The following is a 16,829-nucleotide window of genomic DNA, read 5'->3' as shown; positions in this document are numbered from 1 at the left end:
CTACAACGCAGGCCTCGAATCGTTGATGCAGAGATTCACGAGATCGTCTAACATGGCAGCGCCAACACACATAACCTTATCCGCCCCTCCCCAGTATATTTTCACTGTGCCGTCATCCTCAGGTACTGCACCGCAGGTAAACACCACATTATGGACATAGCCTACAACCTCATACTCCTCCTCTGGCTGTAATATCCATTTATCGCCAACACCAATTATTTTGGATGGATCATCTAAATCATGAAGCGCTGCGCCTAACCTATAAATACAGCCATCCATTGTTGGGAATACGCCATGATAAATGCTCAACCAACCCTTCTTTGTCCTGATTGGCGGGGCTCCGGGGCCAATCTTCATTTCGTCCCAGTGATACTGTAAAGGTTTCATTATCACTTTGGAATTTCCCCAGTATCTTAAATCTGGAGAATAGGATATCCATATAGACCATGGACTGATCTCGGAGTGAGGTCTGTCAAGGCGAACGTATTGCCCATTAATTTTTTTTGGAAATATAACTACATTTCTATAATCAGCCTCAGTAATTAGAGATACCCTTTCAACATCCTTAAAATCCACTGTCTTCGCCAATCCTATGCGCACACCATGTCTGGAATAGGCGCTGTAAGTAATCAAATATTCATCACCCATAAAGGTTATGCGCGGATCCTCTACCCCGTATTCTTCATATTCTCTAAACACGCCTCTAGTTGCAGGCGTCATAAAGGGTTTTTGAGCTACACTGAAATTATATCCATCATCACTTTCTGCTAATCCTATAACACATCGTCCATTATGTAAATGTGAACGAAATAATAGTATATATTTATCCCTATATTTTGTTGCTCCTGCATTGTGTACAGTCGCAACAGGATAAGGAATATCATCCTTTGTTAATATTGGATTTTTTTCATACCTTTTAACAAATAACATTATTTTACACCTCGTATCTCCTGCTCATATGCAAAAAGAACAGATAAGTGGGCTATTTGATAAGATATGGTGCTCTCGGCACCCTGATTCCTATTAACGCCATAACTCTCCAAACCATCACAACATCCATTTGTTTCAAAATCATATAATGGAATTCTCAAATCATTTTCACCATGAAACCACATAAAGGAGGTAATCATTCGATTAATGTAGATCTTATCCCTGGTTACAACATAGGCCTGATAATACATCAATACCATAGCCATGGCATCAACCGGCTGTTGAGCAAATTGGGAACATTCCTCGCCCTTTACATACCATTTTTCATTACCCACCAGTGAAAAATATCCATCTCTAATAATAATCTTTTCGAGAAATTCCATGGATTCCTTTGCAACTTCTAGAATCTTCTCATCCCCGGTAATCTCATAGGCGTGAAATAGAGAGAGAGGTATAATACCATTGTCATATAAAAGCCTTGGCTCGAACCAATGCCATTGGCTATCCTTATTGCGATTATACTCATCAATGATCATATTTATAAGCTCACTAAGAACCTTGTTCATGCCTTCATCATTTGTAAAACGGTGTAGATAATGACAAATTCCAATTATTGTATTTGCCCTTCCCCTTAAAACCTTCAATTTTGTAAATTTTGGATAGGCATTAATAAACATTTCATTAGCTATCTGGAAATATGCGTCATTTGGCGCATATTGAACAAGATAGCCTAGAGCCCAGATTGTTCTACCGAAGGTATCTTCAGATCCGATATCATCAAGAAAATCCCTACTAAAACTCAAAAAGTTTTTGAATGTGCCATCATCATTTTGCATATAATGAATAAAACTTAAATAGACCGGCAACAACTCTAACGCAACCTGATCCTTCTTCTGTCTGTAAGCCATTATCGTCATTAATAGGGCTCGGGCATTATCATCAAGGGAATAACCCTCTTTTAGATTTGGGATGCTGTATTTGGCATGTTGAATAATGCCGGTATCATCAGTTAGTCTCTTAACATGGGTAATGCTAAAGGCTGGCAGTGATAAAGGATTGATAATTATCTCTTCCTTTAGCTTATTACATGTATATGATTTTAATGAATTTGAGATGAGCTTGAGATATTGAATTCCAATTACAGGCCAGATCGTTTTTCGACCATATCTATAAGCTTTTTTCTTTAACTTCAGCAATTCTGAAGGCTTGTCTAATAATTCATTCAGAATATCAGCAAGCGCGTTTGAGTCTCCAAAATCAAATAGTTTCCCCCTTCCATCTGCTAAAAGTCCCTTTGCATGCCAGTATGGGGTGGAAATTACTGCTGTGCCAGCCCCTACAGCATATGATAGAGTACCGCTTGTTATCTGTGTCTCATCTAAATAGGGTGTGACGTATATATCAACTGCAGATAAGTAGCCAAACAATTCCTCATTAGTCACATAACGGTCATTGAAATATACATTATTCCTTAAATTATTCTTCTCCACTAAGCGTTTAAGATAATTCCTGTACTCCTCTCCCGTTTCTCTTAACACTATAGGATGAGTCTTGCCCAATATTATGTAAATGACTTCCGGATGCTTCTCCACAACTCTTGGCAATGCTTGAATAACAGTTTCTATGCCCTTATTTCTATTAAGAAGTCCAAAGGTGAGCAAGGATTTCTTGTTTTCCAGATTATATTTTTTTTTATTGTGCTTGCTATGCGTAAAGCTAATATCAGGGACACCATGCTCAACAAGAGCGATCTTCTCTTTAGGCACATTGTATATATCTGTTAAAAAATCAATCGCCAGGTTGCTCATTACTACGACCTTCATTGCCTCTTTACCGATCTCATGCACAATTGCTTTTTGACTGTAGGTTGGTTCCTTCAATATAGTATGAAAAGTAACAATTATTGGAATATTCAACCTATGAATTAAGGGCAAAATGTATATTCCACATTCCCCGCCAAAAATTCCAAATTCATGCTGTAGTAGACAGACATTAGCATCACTGAAATTGATATACTTCGCAGCCTTTAGGTAATCAGCCTGTTCTTCCTGCCTAATTACCTGCTTTACCTCCTCCGGATAATCGTAGTTCTGATCTCCATCATTCATTGCAATTATATAGGCATCAGCTTTAATGTTATTTTTCTTATCATTATTAATCATTGATGATACCAGGTCTCTGGTAAATGTTGCAATTCCGCACTGCCGTGGAACATAATTACCAATACATGCAATCTTCATCTTTCTCATGTTTATGCCTTTAGATTAGTGAAATAGCCCTGAACACAACATTTTACCTGAAGAGAAAAATTTTCTTCAGGAATGCCTTATGTTAATAATTAAATCGAGTATTATGAAAAGAGATATTTGTAGATACTATGACTATGCATCCTCTAATATCATTCAAAGAGGAGAGTAAGTACTAAAATTGGTCAGTCATATTTAATCATAATCCTTGTTTATGTCAAGGAAATGAGCAAATTGATAATCGATATTTGTAAGAAATAGTAATATCCATGTAAGATCAAATCTAACTAGGCTTTGATCCAATGAAAATAACTGTGTCCAGCATAGAGTGAGGGTATATATCATCAAAAACATCTAACTTAATTAATGAAAACTTGGATAAGTATTCCTTTAGATTATCCACCGTAAAAAAATGGATGGGCAGAATTCTTTGCTCATTTATAATGAGGTTATTGAAGCTTTTTTCAGAGATATCAGTTCCATTGACATTGCCTTCTTTATCCAAAAAGGATTTAAGAAAATAATCATCTTTTCTTTTTGAATAGGATGTTGTAAGCACAATGATGCCATCTTTTCGTAAAACGTTAAAAATACCCTGTATCGTAGGCTCTATCATATCAGTATTAATATGCTGGATAACATGATTACAGATAACAACATCAAAGTAATCATCCTGAATTCCGGCCTTCAGGAAGGGAGATTGTACAAATGTAACATTTGAAATGTTATTATTGTGAACATTATACTTTGCAAACTCCATTCTTATCTTATCAGGTTCAAGTGCTATAACCCTATTAAAATACTTTGAGAATTTAACTGTAAGCCTTCCATCGCCGCATCCCACATCCAATAGCTTGTTGAATCTGTTTCTCTTGAACATTTCCTCAGCATATGAAAGAATCGAGTCTTCTGATTTTTTCCAAAATGTTAGATCTGGATCTTTTGAGTGTGCTAGTGAAAGCGTTATCACATCAAATACATCAGGATAAAAATATTGTTTCTCTGAGTCCATATTATTTAATCTTACAGCCATCTGATCGAGTGAAAATTTCTAATGTATAGGATTCATAAAATATTCCACATGGCATGTGGCAATATACACTATTTGCTCAAGCTTATTAACTTGATAAATTTAAAGTCAACGAAATTTTATTCGATGGAACAATAATGGTGGGAGGGAAAAGTAAATTAAAATTTATAACCCTATCTTGTTCATCATTATTTCAGAAACAGTATAGGGATCAATTTCCCTTTGTATGATTTTTTTCACATATTCTTGAACAAACTCTTCCCCAAGTTTGTCATCTTTCATAATACGTCTTTCTACCCTTTCCTTAAGGAGGTCAAGCAATTGCTCTTTTCCATACACCTTTTGCAATTTGAGGTCAGCATCCTCAAGATATTTTCTGTGCTTTTCAATACCATCAATAAAGTCTTCAACCCCTTCCCCCTTGGCAGCAATCGTCTTATACACATCTGGATGCCATTCTCTTTCATCAGCCCCCATATTCAGCATATATTCAACATCCCTTAATGTCTCTTCAACCCCCTCATGATCAGCTTTGTTGACAATGAAGATATCCCCTATCTCCATAATTCCAGCCTTCATAGCCTGAATAGTATCTCCCATTCCTGGAGCCAGAATGACTACTGTTGTGTAAGCTGTCTTGACTATATCCAATTCAACCTGTCCTACTCCAACAGTTTCAATGATAATTATCTCTCTTCCCATAGCATCCATAACATATGCAGCATCTCTTGTCGCTTTAGATAATCCACCAAGATTGCCTCTAGTTGCCATACTCCTAACAAAAACGCCCTCTGGATCCATTTCGTGTTCCTGCATTCTTATTCTATCACCCAATAACGCCCCCCCTGAAAAGGGGCTAGATGAATCAACTGCTATAACACCAACAGTTTTGCCTCTATCTCTGAATATTTTAATCATTTGAGATACAAGTGTGCTCTTACCAACCCCCGGAGAACCTGTTACTCCTATTAAGTAAGCATTTCCTGTATAAGGGAATATTTCCTTAATGATATTAGCCGCCTCTTCCCTGTCATTTTCAATCATTGAAATCATCCTGGCTGCTGATAAAATGTTACCCTCTAAAATACCTTTCTTTATATCCACTATTCAATCTCCTATTCAGGCTAAATCCCTATCCCTAAGATAGGGATCAAGGCTAAATGTTTGAAGTAAAATGTCAACCCAAAATGTAAAAAATAATGTCACTTCAACATTACAAAAAAAGTAATTAAATATAAAAATTTTAACTTTTTTACTTGACTAATCATGAACGAGTGCTTATCTTGATAAGATTTTACTAAGATAATAATTATAGATCAGAGGAAAATTATTGTCCTTAATTGACCTTTCATATCGATTAATTATTGTTAAATGAATATTTATCCTAAAATTATAAGGGGGACAAAATGAACAACAAAAGGCTATTCGTGGATAATATTGATTATGCTGTAACCCCAGGAGATTTGGAAAAACTATTTTCACATTATGGGGAAGTCAGGGATGTCAATATAATTGAAGTTAGAGGTTTTGGATTTGTTGAAATGTCCAGCAGCCCACAAGCTCAAAAGGCAAGAAATGCATTGAATGGTTTCAAATTAGAAGGAAGAAATATAAAGGTGAATAATGTAATACCCTTAAGACGAGGAGTAAATAAAAGGGCATTGGCATCTTAGGGATTTAGATCTTATTTTAGATAGGAAAAAAGATGAAAGCTCCTATAGTTTTTATCACAAAAAGATACATATATGCCTTCATTCCTATTTGACCTTGGAGTGCGGATATATATGTATCTTATATATAACTTACAAAAACCGTTTAATCCTGCTTCAATTCATCAGAAATTACATTACCTTTACGCACCCATAGGTTTCGTGGTAAAAGAGAGAAACTAATAGATCCAATTGCAAATCGTGCAAAAATAAATCCTGTTTCCCACAATAGGCTAAAGGCCAATATGACTGCTTCCAGTGATTTTATATCAAGGTCGCTCTCTGCATAACGTACTATCAGCCACACCATTGCAGCTTGAGTGGTTCCCATTCGCATTACAGTAATGGGTATAGAGCCGATAAACCAGACCAATGGAAGCATTACACTGAGTTCAATTAGCGGTACATAAATGTGAAATGCCCTAAGAGCAAAATATATACAGATTATTCCAACTACAAACATAACACACTTAACCAAGCCTACCTGAATATATAATAATGGATGAGCCTCACGAAAGGAGGCCAATAATTCATTCTTTTTAAACCATTCTAGACCATTTGAATGTGGCAATATCCATAAAAAAAAGATCAAGAAGAATATTATTGCCATCCATGAAAGGACTATAAACTTTACCAGATGTCCTGCCTCTGTTAGATCGAAGAAGTTAGCTAAGTCTACGTCAGGGAGGCTGAAGGCGCCTGCTAAACAGAGCGCTAATAATGTATAGTAATCTACAAATAAGCTAAAAATTACCACTGATGTAGCGCGGGATATGGCTAAGTTTTTCCATCGGTTCATCAATAATACCATACCTCCCTGGCCAGCTACATAGTTTAGAAGGACGATCAAGTAAGTTGCGCCGCGGATTGGAGCCATGTCTCTAAAATTCACATCAGTCCCGAATGATCGAAAGAGAAAAGTCTGGATGTAAGTATCTATTAGATAAAAAAACAATACGCAAAAGATTAATATAGGTAAAAATAAAGCGATATCCGCCTGTTCAATAGCATCTATAATATTTACGATCGGAATTCTATGAAACAAATAGATAAAGATAGATATAGTCAATATCCAAGGCAACCATTTGCGTATAATGGTTTGAACATCCCTTTCAAACTTGTTCTCTTTCATGATTTCATTCCCTTTCATTATTGATTATTGAATATAATTCATATTTTGGTTAATAATCAAGGATTCTGATCTCTGGGCGCGATTTTTCCTATGATCAACAAGATAATTAGCAGTATTATATATCAATAGATGAGTAATTATTCGCCTTAGTGATAGTAATATGTCAATAACAAGTTAGCTTATCCTATCATATTGAAGGGGCAATAGGCTTCTTCCAGACTCATTTCATCATAACTTCATAGGATTATTGACTATAAATCACAATTTGGATGTAATTATTCCATTGAAAAACTATGATATATTTTTGCTCTATTTTGTGTTGACTTTTTAATTATATGTAATTATTATTTTTTTATAACCTTCTAATAAGTTGGCAAATTCTTATAAGTCAGCATTACAATATAATATTATCTTATATTCACTTTTACTCAAGTGATGAAAAGCGTTACTTGGAGGTAGCGTAGTTTATTAAAATCATCATGGATGAGGTTCCAGATGGCTCTTTTTACAAGCACAGCTTTCCCGTCTCGTATATCACGAAAAGTGATCGAGCTTTCTCGTCAGGGAACACGTTTTCTAAAACAGAAACGCCTTAAGGATGCAGAAGATGTCTTTATAAAGGCGCTTGCCATTGATCCACAGAATCCATATATTCTGGTTGGGTTAGGCGACCTATTTAGAGAGAAAAAGGATTTCGAGACATCCATTAATTATTACGGTATTGTCCTTCAGAATGATCCAGTAAATATATTCGCACTTCGTGGTATTGGTGATTCATATCGCGGACTTGAAAAGCTAACAGATGCAATAGAATACTGGCATAAATACCTAGAAGAGAAGAGTGATGACAACAAAGTGATGACACGCCTTGGGGATGCCTATAAAAAACTCGAGGAATATAAGAAATCTGAATCCTATTATCTACAATCCCTTAGTATATATGCCCATGACAAATATGCCCTGTTGGGTATTGGGGATCTATATTATAAAATGGAGGAATATGATAAAGCCCTCTGCTATTTTGACAAGCTGCTAGCCATTGATGAAAATTTCATAAATATCTTAACTATGGCAGGAAACATCTGCAGACATAGGCAGGACTATAACAGAGCTAAGGAATATTATCAACGTGCCCTGAACCTTGAATCTGACAATACTTATGCTATCTTTGGACTTGGAGATTGTGAACGTGGCATGTTAAACTATATGGATGCAGTTAACTGGTGGAAGAGAATAATAGAAAAAGAACCGGAGAATCAGACATTGCTGACTCGCATTGGAGACGCTTACCTAGGGGCTGACCAATATGACAAGGCTACAGAATATTTCCAGAAGAGTTTGGATATCGGGTTTAATCCATTTGCGCTTTTAGGTTTCTCAAGACTATATCAAAAACAGGGAAAAATAAAAAAGGCAATCAGTGTCTGTGAGCAGGTACTTGAGTTCAAACCCAATCATTTGCGAGCGTTGGATGAGCTTGTCAAGCTATGTACTGAGGATAGAGACAAAAAGAAGGCTAAGGAATATGAAGCAAAACTTCGATCATTCCGCTCGAATTCGGTATCAAAGTATATAAAATAATAAAAGATTCGATCCAATCACCTTCATCAAAGATGATTTTACTTCACAAAGGTGCTCTCTCTCTCCGCACCGACTGAGATTATTGAAACCTTCAACGATAGACTGTTCTCAATGAAATTTATGTAGCGTCTAGCGTTTTCTGGTAGTGATTTAAAGCTTTTGCAACTTGAAATATCTTCATTCCAGCCGTTAAGCTCCTCATAGATGGGATCTACCCTATCCAGCATCTTTGAGGGAAAATATTCTAGCCTCCGATTGCCGACTTTGTAACCTACTGCAATCTTTATCTTCTCCACCCCGGCAAGAACATCCATTTTGGTAAGCGCAAGGCTTGTAAGTCCATTAATTCTCTTTGCGTGTTTGAGCAGTTCCACATCAAACCAGCCACATCGCCTTGGCCTGCCTGTTGTTGCCCCGAACTCTGCGCCCTTCTCTCTTAATAGGTCACCATCCTCTCCTTTGTCCTCAGAAGGGAAGGGACCCTCGCCCACCCTTGTTGTGTATGCCTTTGCGATGCCTACAACATCAGTAATGCAAAAAGGATTCAAACCGGTTCCGATTAAAGCTCCCCCTATTGATGAGTTGGAAGAGGTTACAAAGGGATAGGTTCCATGATCAATATCAAGGGCATTACCCTGCGCGCCCTCAAGTAAAACCCTCTTCCCTTTCTCTAGGGAATTATGGAGATAGTTCTGTGTATTTGTTATCATGCTATGGGTTCGTTCTCGAAATTTATCAAGCATATCTATAATTTCATCAATCTTATAACCAGACTTAGAATATACTCTCTCCAACTGCCTGTTTTTGAAAGCTAAAGCGCCCTTAATTCTAGTTATCAGATATTCCCTATCAAAAATATCCCCAACACGCAATCCTAACCGCAGACATTTATCGGAATAGCATGGACCAATCCCGCGCTTTGTAGTGCCAATCTTCTGCGATCTGAGGTTCTCCATACCTTCATCAATGTCTTTATGATAGGGAATTATTAGATGAGCTGAATCCGAAATTATTAATCGTTCACTTATATCATAGCCCTGATCCTTTAATAGATCTATCTCTTCTATCAATTTTGTTGTATCAATAACAACGCCATTACCAATAACGCATATCTTTCCCTTATGGAGTATCCCGGAAGGTATAAGGTGAAATATATATTTATTTCCCTCTGCCACAACAGTATGACCGGCATTTGCACCGCCCTGATATCGAACTATGATATCAGCGTCCTGGGTATAGTAATCGATTATCTTCGCCTTTCCCTCATCACCCCATTGAGTTCCGATTATTGCTGTACAAGTCATTATCTACGTACACCTGATATTTTGTATAGCTGCTTATATATTAGGCTGCCTTCTGCATCGAAAATAATAATTGCAACTTCATTGAAATAAAAGTAATTACTTCTGTAATTACTCAAATGATATGTTCTAACTATCATCTGATTCACAAGATGATAGGGTTTGCCCGTGTTCGGATTTATCCCAGCTTTTGGATTTTTGGGCATCTTAATGAGCCTCTTCTCGCCCTCTTTTTGGGGATTATCATATTCATAATTGCTAATATCATCCGGATATGGCACAAAACTCCTAATCCTTTTTTTTGGGGGTATAGGCATTTCAAAACTGGATTTCGTCTTCTCCACCTTCTCAAAGGTGGCAACAACAACTATATATAGGTACTGTGGATCATCTATCAGATTCTTTAGTAAAAATTCAACCTCAAGCGTCTCACCCTTTCCCTGAACATCAACGAGCCTATTGAAACTGATGTTTTTAATCTTCAACTTTTCACTATATAGGGACTGAACAGGGATACCCGGACTCGAAGTCTTTTTTACTTCTTCACCAAATAAAGGACTATTGATAATAAATAAAATGAATAAAGCAAAAAAATTCTTTTTCATTTATTCTCTCTCTCTTTTATATTTTCTTTTCCTTATATCGGAATAATATTAAGTAAAGGATAAAGTTATTTATCACTTATCCCCAAAATACTATCAATATTAATGTAATTCATTGGATTATATGGAGAAATATACTTTTTTGTCAACTTTAACTTGAAGCAGCTATCTCGTTGCATATTCATCCTCTCTGCAGAATTGTATGCTCCATATATATTCCCGGCATATAATAGTAGTGAAAGGAATCCAAAGGTTATTGAAAGCGAATCTTCTCCCCTTTTATGAAATTGATACGCACCTACAGCAGATGCCAAAACAGATATAAAGCTGATCATGCCATCCATCAATCTCCCAGAGTATACCTGACCTCCCCCTGGGAAGATGGATGAAAGAGTAACAGAAAGCCATTTTGATCTTTCTCCTATTTCTCTATACATCTCTATATCCTCTTTCATCTTCACTATATCATCTTCCCTTCCAATAATATCATTCCTTGCAATCCCTATTTCAAAGATGGCGTTTTCATATTCTGATTTCCTAAATAATATTTCACATCTCCTTAGAAGTAGTTCATATCTCTCATCCTCTCCTATTTCAACATAATCGATCTGTCTTAAAACATCCATGCCCTTACTAGACAATCCAATATTGAGATATGATTGAGATAGCATTATTAGGAATGGAAGTCTCAGATCATCTGATTCATCATCCAGTCCAATATGGGAAATAACGGATTTGTACTGTTTTCCTAAATAATAGCATCCTTCAATAAAATAGGCATATTCATGCCAATTATTCGTCTTTGAAATTATACATTGAGTCCGCCTTGCCTCGGCAATGCAATCAAAATACCGTTCCTTTAAGTAGAGTTCTCTAACGAAGGACTTCTGCTTTTGAATCAAATCTCTAGGTACTGAACCATGAAGAAAAGAACCTCCTGCAATGATAGTGATCATGGAAATTATGGATATTGCTATAAACCGATTTCTCATAATAGGGATAATAACCTCTATTTGTCTTCTCCTATAATTGACTCCGGCACTGGATCCTCCCCAGGAGCAGAATAGGGATTGCATCTTATTATTCTGTCACCGGCTAACATAGCCCCAATAATTGCTCCGAATCTCAAGATGGCAATTCTGCCATAATTGCTACAGGTTGGATGAAATCTGCAACTTGGCCCATCCTGAGGGGATATTACAATCTGAAAGAACCGTATTAGGAAATATGTTCCCCCCTGAGGGCTGTTATAAACGTTAATATTTTGTTTTTTTAAATTATGTTTAATCATTATATTTTCATCAGCAATCTTAACATCAGCTTTCCATGGAGAAAAAGCGGCACCTGCAAAGGCAGATGAGGGCAGGCAATACCCCATAAGCATAAGCAAGAGAATAAACCTTAACATATTATCTCCTATCTCTTCTTAATTAAACTTCAGAACTGATGCTAAATTTTCTGTAAATCATTAATGATTTCATTTCAATCAATGTGTACGCTGTATAATTCATTGTATACAAAAGGATTAGACCTAATTGATTGAAATGAATGTCGATTATCATGTAAGATAATCGACATCTTTACACATATAAGTAAACAAGGCAAATAGTTCAAGAACAAATACCAATATCTAACGGGATTTCAAAAAAGGGTTGAATTAATATTATAAGAAAGATCCTATAGTTAGCAAACAAAAGAGATTATATTGGAGATAAAAATGTCTGATACAACTATTGAATTCTTCTGGGATGTATCAAGTCCCTACACTTATCTTGCTTCTACCCAAATCGTTAATATTGCCTCTGAATGCAGCACCTCAGTTAAGTGGCGACCATTTTCGCTTGGCGGTGTATTTAAGGATACCGGCAACAGGCCTCCACTGGAGGTTAAATCAAAAAATTCCTATATGTTGGATGATCTGAAAGCCTGGGCTGCCTATTATAAAGTCCCACTTCAGTTTCCATCCTCTTTTCCTGTTAACAGCATCTTGCCAATGCGTGCCGCTATTGCTGCAGAACGCCTGGGTAAGGGGGGTGAATTCGCTATTGCCATAATGAATGCATACTGGGCTGAGGGAAAAGATCCGAGTTTAGCGGAGATTATTCAGAGTATATCTTCATCTGCCGGTCTATGCGGGGATGAAATTATAAAACTGACTCAGGAGCCAGAAATCAAGGAAGCTTTAAAACAGAATTCTACTGAAGCGGTAAACCGCGGCGCCTTTGGGGCACCTACTTTCTTTGTGGGGGATAAGATGTTCTGGGGAAACGATCGGCTTGTATTGATGAGGGCATATCTGAATGAGGAACTCTAAACAAGTGTCAAGGGGAGTGGATAGACGAAATATTATTCATCAGAACAATATTGACTCCATACCGCCTTCTGCAAGACATGCAGTGCCGGGATTTTGACTCATTACTGTTGGATGTAATTTCACCGCCCGATAATAACGCCCTGAATAATTATAGCCCTTTCATGGGATCTCAATCCACATTTTTTCTTCTTAATCTATTCGACTAATTAAACCATTATCCACTCGTATATCTGAAAAGACATTGACAATACACTAATAGCTTTAATCATAGCCCATAATTGATATGAAAGCATAAATATTATTGGGAGGTTTCCATGTTTATAGGAAAGAGGCTATACACAAGATTTATAATAACCTTGATATTAATATCTACCCTCCATCTGATCAACTGTAGCGGCAATGATGATGGAGAATATATATCCAATAATGAATTTTATAGCGATATCTTTGTAACATCCATAATATCACCACAACCGGATAAGGAATTTGTAGAAAATGATAATATCACCCTAGCCTGTACAGCGATGGACTATGAAGATGGGGAGTTAAGCGGTGATTCGTTGATCTGGACATCAAGTTTAGATGGCCAGATAGGAGTAGGGGACATGTTTTCTATAAATAGGCTTACTATCGGCGCTCATGTAATCACCCTTAATGCAACAAATTCCAGAGGAGATTCAGTTACTGATACAATCAACATCACTGTGATTCCTGAGTCAAATAAAATAGAGAGAATATATTCAAATATTGTTGGTGATACTCTCTGGAAGGCTAATACAATTTATATTATCGAAAAAAATATTCAGATTAATGGAGAGCTTACAATTGAACCAGGGACAATTGTTAAGTTCAGGAGAAATAAGCGCATCCAGGGGAGGGGGGATATAATAGCCCTAGGTAATGAGAATAAGCCTATCATCTTTACATCCTATAATGATGACAGAAGCGGGGGAGATACCAATGGTGATGAAGATAATACCAATCCTGTTCCAGGGGATTGGGCTCATATTGAGATTGTTGGAGGTCAGAATAGATCAGTATTTACCTTTTGTGAATTCTATTATGGCGGCGCCACTGGACAGGGAGAACAGACCCTCCTGCTTGAGCCTTTTACCAATGCAACTGTTACAAACTGTACCTTTGCGCATAATACAGGCGAGGATTCCGGCGCGCTGTGTGTTAATAATGTTGGAAGCGGGACAAAAATTGCAAAGAATAATTTTTATGATAATGTAAAGCCATTATGCGTTGTGGGGGATATTCGATTTAATATTGATGATTCAAATATATTTCATAATCCAAAGGATCTATCAAAGACAAATAAAAGAAATGGAATTTTTATTCAAAAGACTCCCTCCATAGTCGGCAACATAACTTGGGCAGAGACTGAGGTTCCCTTTGTTGTACTCGATGATTTAGCTATAGATTCTGACAATCTGCTGACTCTCTCTGATAATATTATTATTAAATTCTACAAAACGAAGCTTAATTACCAAGGTGATAATCTCAATAATTATAATGGGAGGGGCGTCTATTTCACCTCATACAATGACGACGAACTTGGAGGCGACACCAACAATGATGGCAATGAAACGATAGCTTCCGGTGAAGACTGGTTTGGCATATATAATTCAGACTCACCCCCATACTTTTATGAGGAGTGGGACAATATACTCTATGGAATAACAAATGGGTATAGAGGGTCTTTGAAGACATATTTTAATAATGACTATATTGATGAAGAGGGATTCAGATACTTCACCCTCAATCCACAAAGCGGGTATCCGATAATCTTCAAAACACTTTCAGTTAATGTTAGTATAGAGGAAGGCGGTTTCTATATTGAAGGCACAATCTATATAATAACATTAGATGGCGAGGAGATTGAGATTCATAATTGCGAACTCATGGCAGAATATGGAGAAGATGGCATACCCTACGGCCTTCGTAAACTATACGGTTCAGCAAGTTTTCCAATGCCGGATATTGAAATGCTGTCATTATTGTATTCATCCGAATTTATTAATGATTTTCTAACATGGCTTGAGACTGCAAATTCTGGACAAGTGGAGATAGGTATAGATTTAGGCGAAAACATGGAGGCCCTTGAACTTCCCCTCAAGTCAGAAAATACTTATATGTTTTTTAAATTATCACTCCCCTTTTATCTTACGGGTATAGCAAATAGCGAAACTACAATTGTGCTTGATCCGTTGAATGCTACATTCTTTTTTGATGAGAGCGTTGAGAGTAGTTATCCCTTACTGACCAGTTCCCTAAATTTTACCGCTGGGATTTCATTGTATTCTCAAATACCCTTTATCTTAAAAACATGGGATGAGGTTGGGAAGGATAAGCCAGACTATTTTGAGCAGTTTAGCGAGACACCAGGGATGATTGATCTATCCTTTGACTGGTTTGGTAAGGATTTTGAGGGCTTTTATATAAAGGATGATAAACCCGGATTTGATGCCCATCTCTATTTTAAGGGTGATTTGGGCCTAGGGATGCCTCTCTTTGCATATATACCTGGCAATCTTTCGTTTGATGGCACAGGGGAGTTGTTTCTCAATATTGATCCCGATTTAGACGGATTGTATGTTGAAAACACAGAAGATATAGATTTTACCTTTGGCATGGCAGGGAAGATGAAGGTGGATCTGCCTTTAGGTAATATTGGAGAATTAAATCTTGATGGCGAAGCAAATGCGATTGTGAATGTTAGAAATGAAGAGAAATCTCTATACTTTCATGGAAGGTTAGACCAGGGGCTTAATATAGATATAAACGATAGGTTGCCAATAAGTTTTAATGAGGATGCAAGCGTTGAGGCTTCTGGCTTAATTGATCTAAAGAATCCAGATCGGGATTTCCTTCGTCTGAAGGGAGAGTTTGGTCTCAACTTTAGCACTGCCGGCCTTGCTGGTTTAGCAGTGCCATCCAATGTATTAAATAACTTCCAGACCATGGTGCTTACCACTGCTGAACTGCGAATAAATAAGGATGGTGTATGGATCCGGGGTGAGGTGAAATCAGCTACGCAACTCTCAACAATCGATTTGAGGGCAGGCTTGGTGATTGAACTCCATATTGATTCAAATCTCTCAATTCCGAATAACTCCTATTTAAAGATCTTTGGCGAGGCTGGCGCTTCCTTTGAATTTGGCGCTCCGGAATATATTGTTGATTCATTACCGAGCTCAAATATTTTACAGGAGATGAAGATAGGCTCTACGAATCATGTAGCCGCAGCAATGAGGATAAGTTGGGAGGGAATTAACCTTGGCGGCATAATCTCCTCAAGTTCCAGGCTTTCGGTTATAAAATTTGATATTGGGGGAGCCATTGAAACATTTGTTGATTTTAGACCAGGGATTGGTGAGAGTTCATATTTAGAAGTAGAGAGCGGTTTGAATTTCGTGGTTGGAAGTTTTCCTGTATTTCTTTCCACTAGTTCAAGACTCTTTGTCTCTACAAGTTCTATTGAACTCTATGGAAAAGTGGGGACGGTTTTTAGAACAATTGAGGTATCTAGCAGATTTTCCAGAGATGGTTTTGAATTGATTGGTTCTAATACAATTAATACTCCATGTGTTATTATTGGACTTGATGAGGTTCTCCTGGAAGTATCGATCAGTAATGCATCTTTCGGTTATGATATTGAAGGAGAAGCATGTTATTGCGGTATAATTATAAAAAAATGTAAAACAGTTCACATCCTCGGGGGTGAGGTGAATCTGTCTTCCGATAATCCAAGGATAACGATTAAGGTATTTGGTAGAGAGGTAACACTATTTAGACTATGAGCTATTGAAGAGGGTTTCAGGATTTTTCAAGGTTCTCAATTAATTGCTGTGGCAGCGCCATAATGCCTAGCACATGCAAGAATCTGCATCTTTAAGGATTAATTGATATTTTACTATAAGGACCAATCTACCCCATTGTTTGGGTTGTATCGATCTTAAATAACGGGGTCTAAGGGCA

13 protein-coding genes are annotated in these 16,829 nt (G+C 37.2%); 4 read left to right on the top strand and 9 right to left on the bottom strand.

What is annotated here, in order from left to right:
* From SVZ03_03170 to meaB, 4 genes are all read right to left on the bottom strand, one after another.
* Window positions 1–930, bottom strand: coding sequence for a glycoside hydrolase family 130 protein (locus SVZ03_03170; GenBank protein ID MDY6933207.1), 930 nt, complete (start codon window positions 928–930; stop codon window positions 1–3).
* Window positions 930–3,170, bottom strand: coding sequence for a glycosyltransferase (locus SVZ03_03165; protein MDY6933206.1), 2,241 nt, complete (start codon window positions 3,168–3,170; stop codon window positions 930–932). The genes SVZ03_03170 and SVZ03_03165 overlap by 1 nt, the downstream gene beginning before the upstream one ends.
* 289 nt (window positions 3,171–3,459) lie before the next feature.
* A complete protein-coding gene (locus SVZ03_03160) occupies window positions 3,460–4,188 on the bottom strand; it encodes a class I SAM-dependent methyltransferase (GenBank protein MDY6933205.1) in 729 nt (242 codons plus the stop codon).
* A 183-nt stretch (window positions 4,189–4,371) separates the two neighbouring features.
* Window positions 4,372–5,310: a methylmalonyl Co-A mutase-associated GTPase MeaB gene (meaB, locus tag SVZ03_03155; protein MDY6933204.1), complete on the bottom strand. Its 939-nt coding sequence runs from the start codon at window positions 5,308–5,310 to the stop codon at window positions 4,372–4,374.
* Between the two features lie 302 nt (window positions 5,311–5,612).
* On the opposite strand from meaB, the gene SVZ03_03150 reads away from it, so the two are divergent.
* Window positions 5,613–5,879 (top strand): RNA-binding protein, encoded by a 267-nt coding sequence (locus SVZ03_03150; GenBank protein MDY6933203.1) that lies wholly within the window; start codon window positions 5,613–5,615, stop codon window positions 5,877–5,879.
* 142 nt (window positions 5,880–6,021) lie between these two features.
* On the opposite strand, the gene SVZ03_03145 is transcribed toward SVZ03_03150, so the two are convergent.
* On the bottom strand, window positions 6,022–7,047 hold the full coding sequence (locus tag SVZ03_03145) for a lysylphosphatidylglycerol synthase domain-containing protein (GenBank protein ID MDY6933202.1): 1,026 nt from the start codon (window positions 7,045–7,047) through the stop codon (window positions 6,022–6,024).
* A gap of 495 nt (window positions 7,048–7,542) precedes the next feature.
* Here SVZ03_03145 and SVZ03_03140 point away from each other — a divergent pair, with 495 nt between their 5' ends.
* Complete coding sequence (locus tag SVZ03_03140) at window positions 7,543–8,628, top strand: tetratricopeptide repeat protein (protein MDY6933201.1); 1,086 nt, start codon at window positions 7,543–7,545, stop codon at window positions 8,626–8,628.
* A 38-nt stretch (window positions 8,629–8,666) separates the two neighbouring features.
* On the opposite strand, the gene SVZ03_03135 is transcribed toward SVZ03_03140, so the two are convergent.
* The 4 genes from SVZ03_03135 to yidD all read right to left on the bottom strand — a co-directional run bounded on the left by SVZ03_03135 (window position 8,667) and on the right by yidD (window position 11,792).
* Complete coding sequence (locus SVZ03_03135) at window positions 8,667–9,932, bottom strand: adenylosuccinate synthase (protein ID MDY6933200.1); 1,266 nt, start codon at window positions 9,930–9,932, stop codon at window positions 8,667–8,669.
* Window positions 9,932–10,534 (bottom strand): hypothetical protein, encoded by a 603-nt coding sequence (locus tag SVZ03_03130; protein MDY6933199.1) that lies wholly within the window; start codon window positions 10,532–10,534, stop codon window positions 9,932–9,934. Before SVZ03_03130 ends, SVZ03_03135 begins: the two co-directional genes overlap by 1 nt.
* Before the next feature lie 65 nt (window positions 10,535–10,599).
* Window positions 10,600–11,523 carry a hypothetical protein gene (locus SVZ03_03125; protein MDY6933198.1) on the bottom strand — a complete coding sequence of 308 codons (924 nt, stop codon included), beginning with the start codon at window positions 11,521–11,523 and terminating at the stop codon, window positions 10,600–10,602.
* Between the two features lie 17 nt (window positions 11,524–11,540).
* Window positions 11,541–11,792: a membrane protein insertion efficiency factor YidD gene (gene yidD / locus SVZ03_03120; protein ID MDY6933197.1), complete on the bottom strand. Its 252-nt coding sequence runs from the start codon at window positions 11,790–11,792 to the stop codon at window positions 11,541–11,543.
* Window positions 11,793–12,248: 456 nt separating this feature from the next.
* Here yidD and SVZ03_03115 point away from each other — a divergent pair, with 456 nt between their 5' ends.
* Both SVZ03_03115 and SVZ03_03110 read left to right on the top strand, forming a co-directional pair.
* A complete protein-coding gene (locus SVZ03_03115) occupies window positions 12,249–12,845 on the top strand; it encodes a 2-hydroxychromene-2-carboxylate isomerase (GenBank protein ID MDY6933196.1) in 597 nt (198 codons plus the stop codon).
* Between the two features lie 314 nt (window positions 12,846–13,159).
* Window positions 13,160–16,651, top strand: coding sequence for a hypothetical protein (locus SVZ03_03110; GenBank protein ID MDY6933195.1), 3,492 nt, complete (start codon window positions 13,160–13,162; stop codon window positions 16,649–16,651).
* The last annotated feature ends 178 nt before the right edge of the window (window positions 16,652–16,829 follow it).

The sequence above is a fragment of the Spirochaetota bacterium genome (genome assembly GCA_034190085.1).
Classification (GTDB): domain Bacteria; phylum Spirochaetota; class UBA4802; order UBA4802; family JAFGDQ01; genus JAXHTS01.
Note: the sequence above shows the minus strand (reverse complement) of the source record. Positions and strands in the feature narration are given on the sequence as shown.

Excerpts from the sequence above, each read along its gene's own strand:
- SVZ03_03170 (MDY6933207.1), bottom strand. The coding sequence starts at position 930 with ATGTTATTTGTTAAAAGGTATGAAAAAAATCCAATATTAACAAAGGAT.
- SVZ03_03165 (MDY6933206.1), bottom strand. The coding sequence starts at position 3,170 with ATGAAGATTGCATGTATTGGTAATTATGTTCCACGGCAGTGCGGAATT.
- SVZ03_03160 (MDY6933205.1), bottom strand. The coding sequence starts at position 4,188 with ATGGACTCAGAGAAACAATATTTTTATCCTGATGTATTTGATGTGATA.
- SVZ03_03150 (MDY6933203.1), top strand. The coding sequence starts at position 5,613 with ATGAACAACAAAAGGCTATTCGTGGATAATATTGATTATGCTGTAACC.
- SVZ03_03145 (MDY6933202.1), bottom strand. The coding sequence starts at position 7,047 with ATGAAAGAGAACAAGTTTGAAAGGGATGTTCAAACCATTATACGCAAA.
- SVZ03_03140 (MDY6933201.1), top strand. The coding sequence starts at position 7,543 with ATGGCTCTTTTTACAAGCACAGCTTTCCCGTCTCGTATATCACGAAAA.
- SVZ03_03135 (MDY6933200.1), bottom strand. The coding sequence starts at position 9,932 with ATGACTTGTACAGCAATAATCGGAACTCAATGGGGTGATGAGGGAAAG.
- SVZ03_03130 (MDY6933199.1), bottom strand. The coding sequence starts at position 10,534 with ATGAAAAAGAATTTTTTTGCTTTATTCATTTTATTTATTATCAATAGT.
- SVZ03_03125 (MDY6933198.1), bottom strand. The coding sequence starts at position 11,523 with ATGAGAAATCGGTTTATAGCAATATCCATAATTTCCATGATCACTATC.
- SVZ03_03115 (MDY6933196.1), top strand. The coding sequence starts at position 12,249 with ATGTCTGATACAACTATTGAATTCTTCTGGGATGTATCAAGTCCCTAC.
- SVZ03_03110 (MDY6933195.1), top strand. The coding sequence starts at position 13,160 with ATGTTTATAGGAAAGAGGCTATACACAAGATTTATAATAACCTTGATA.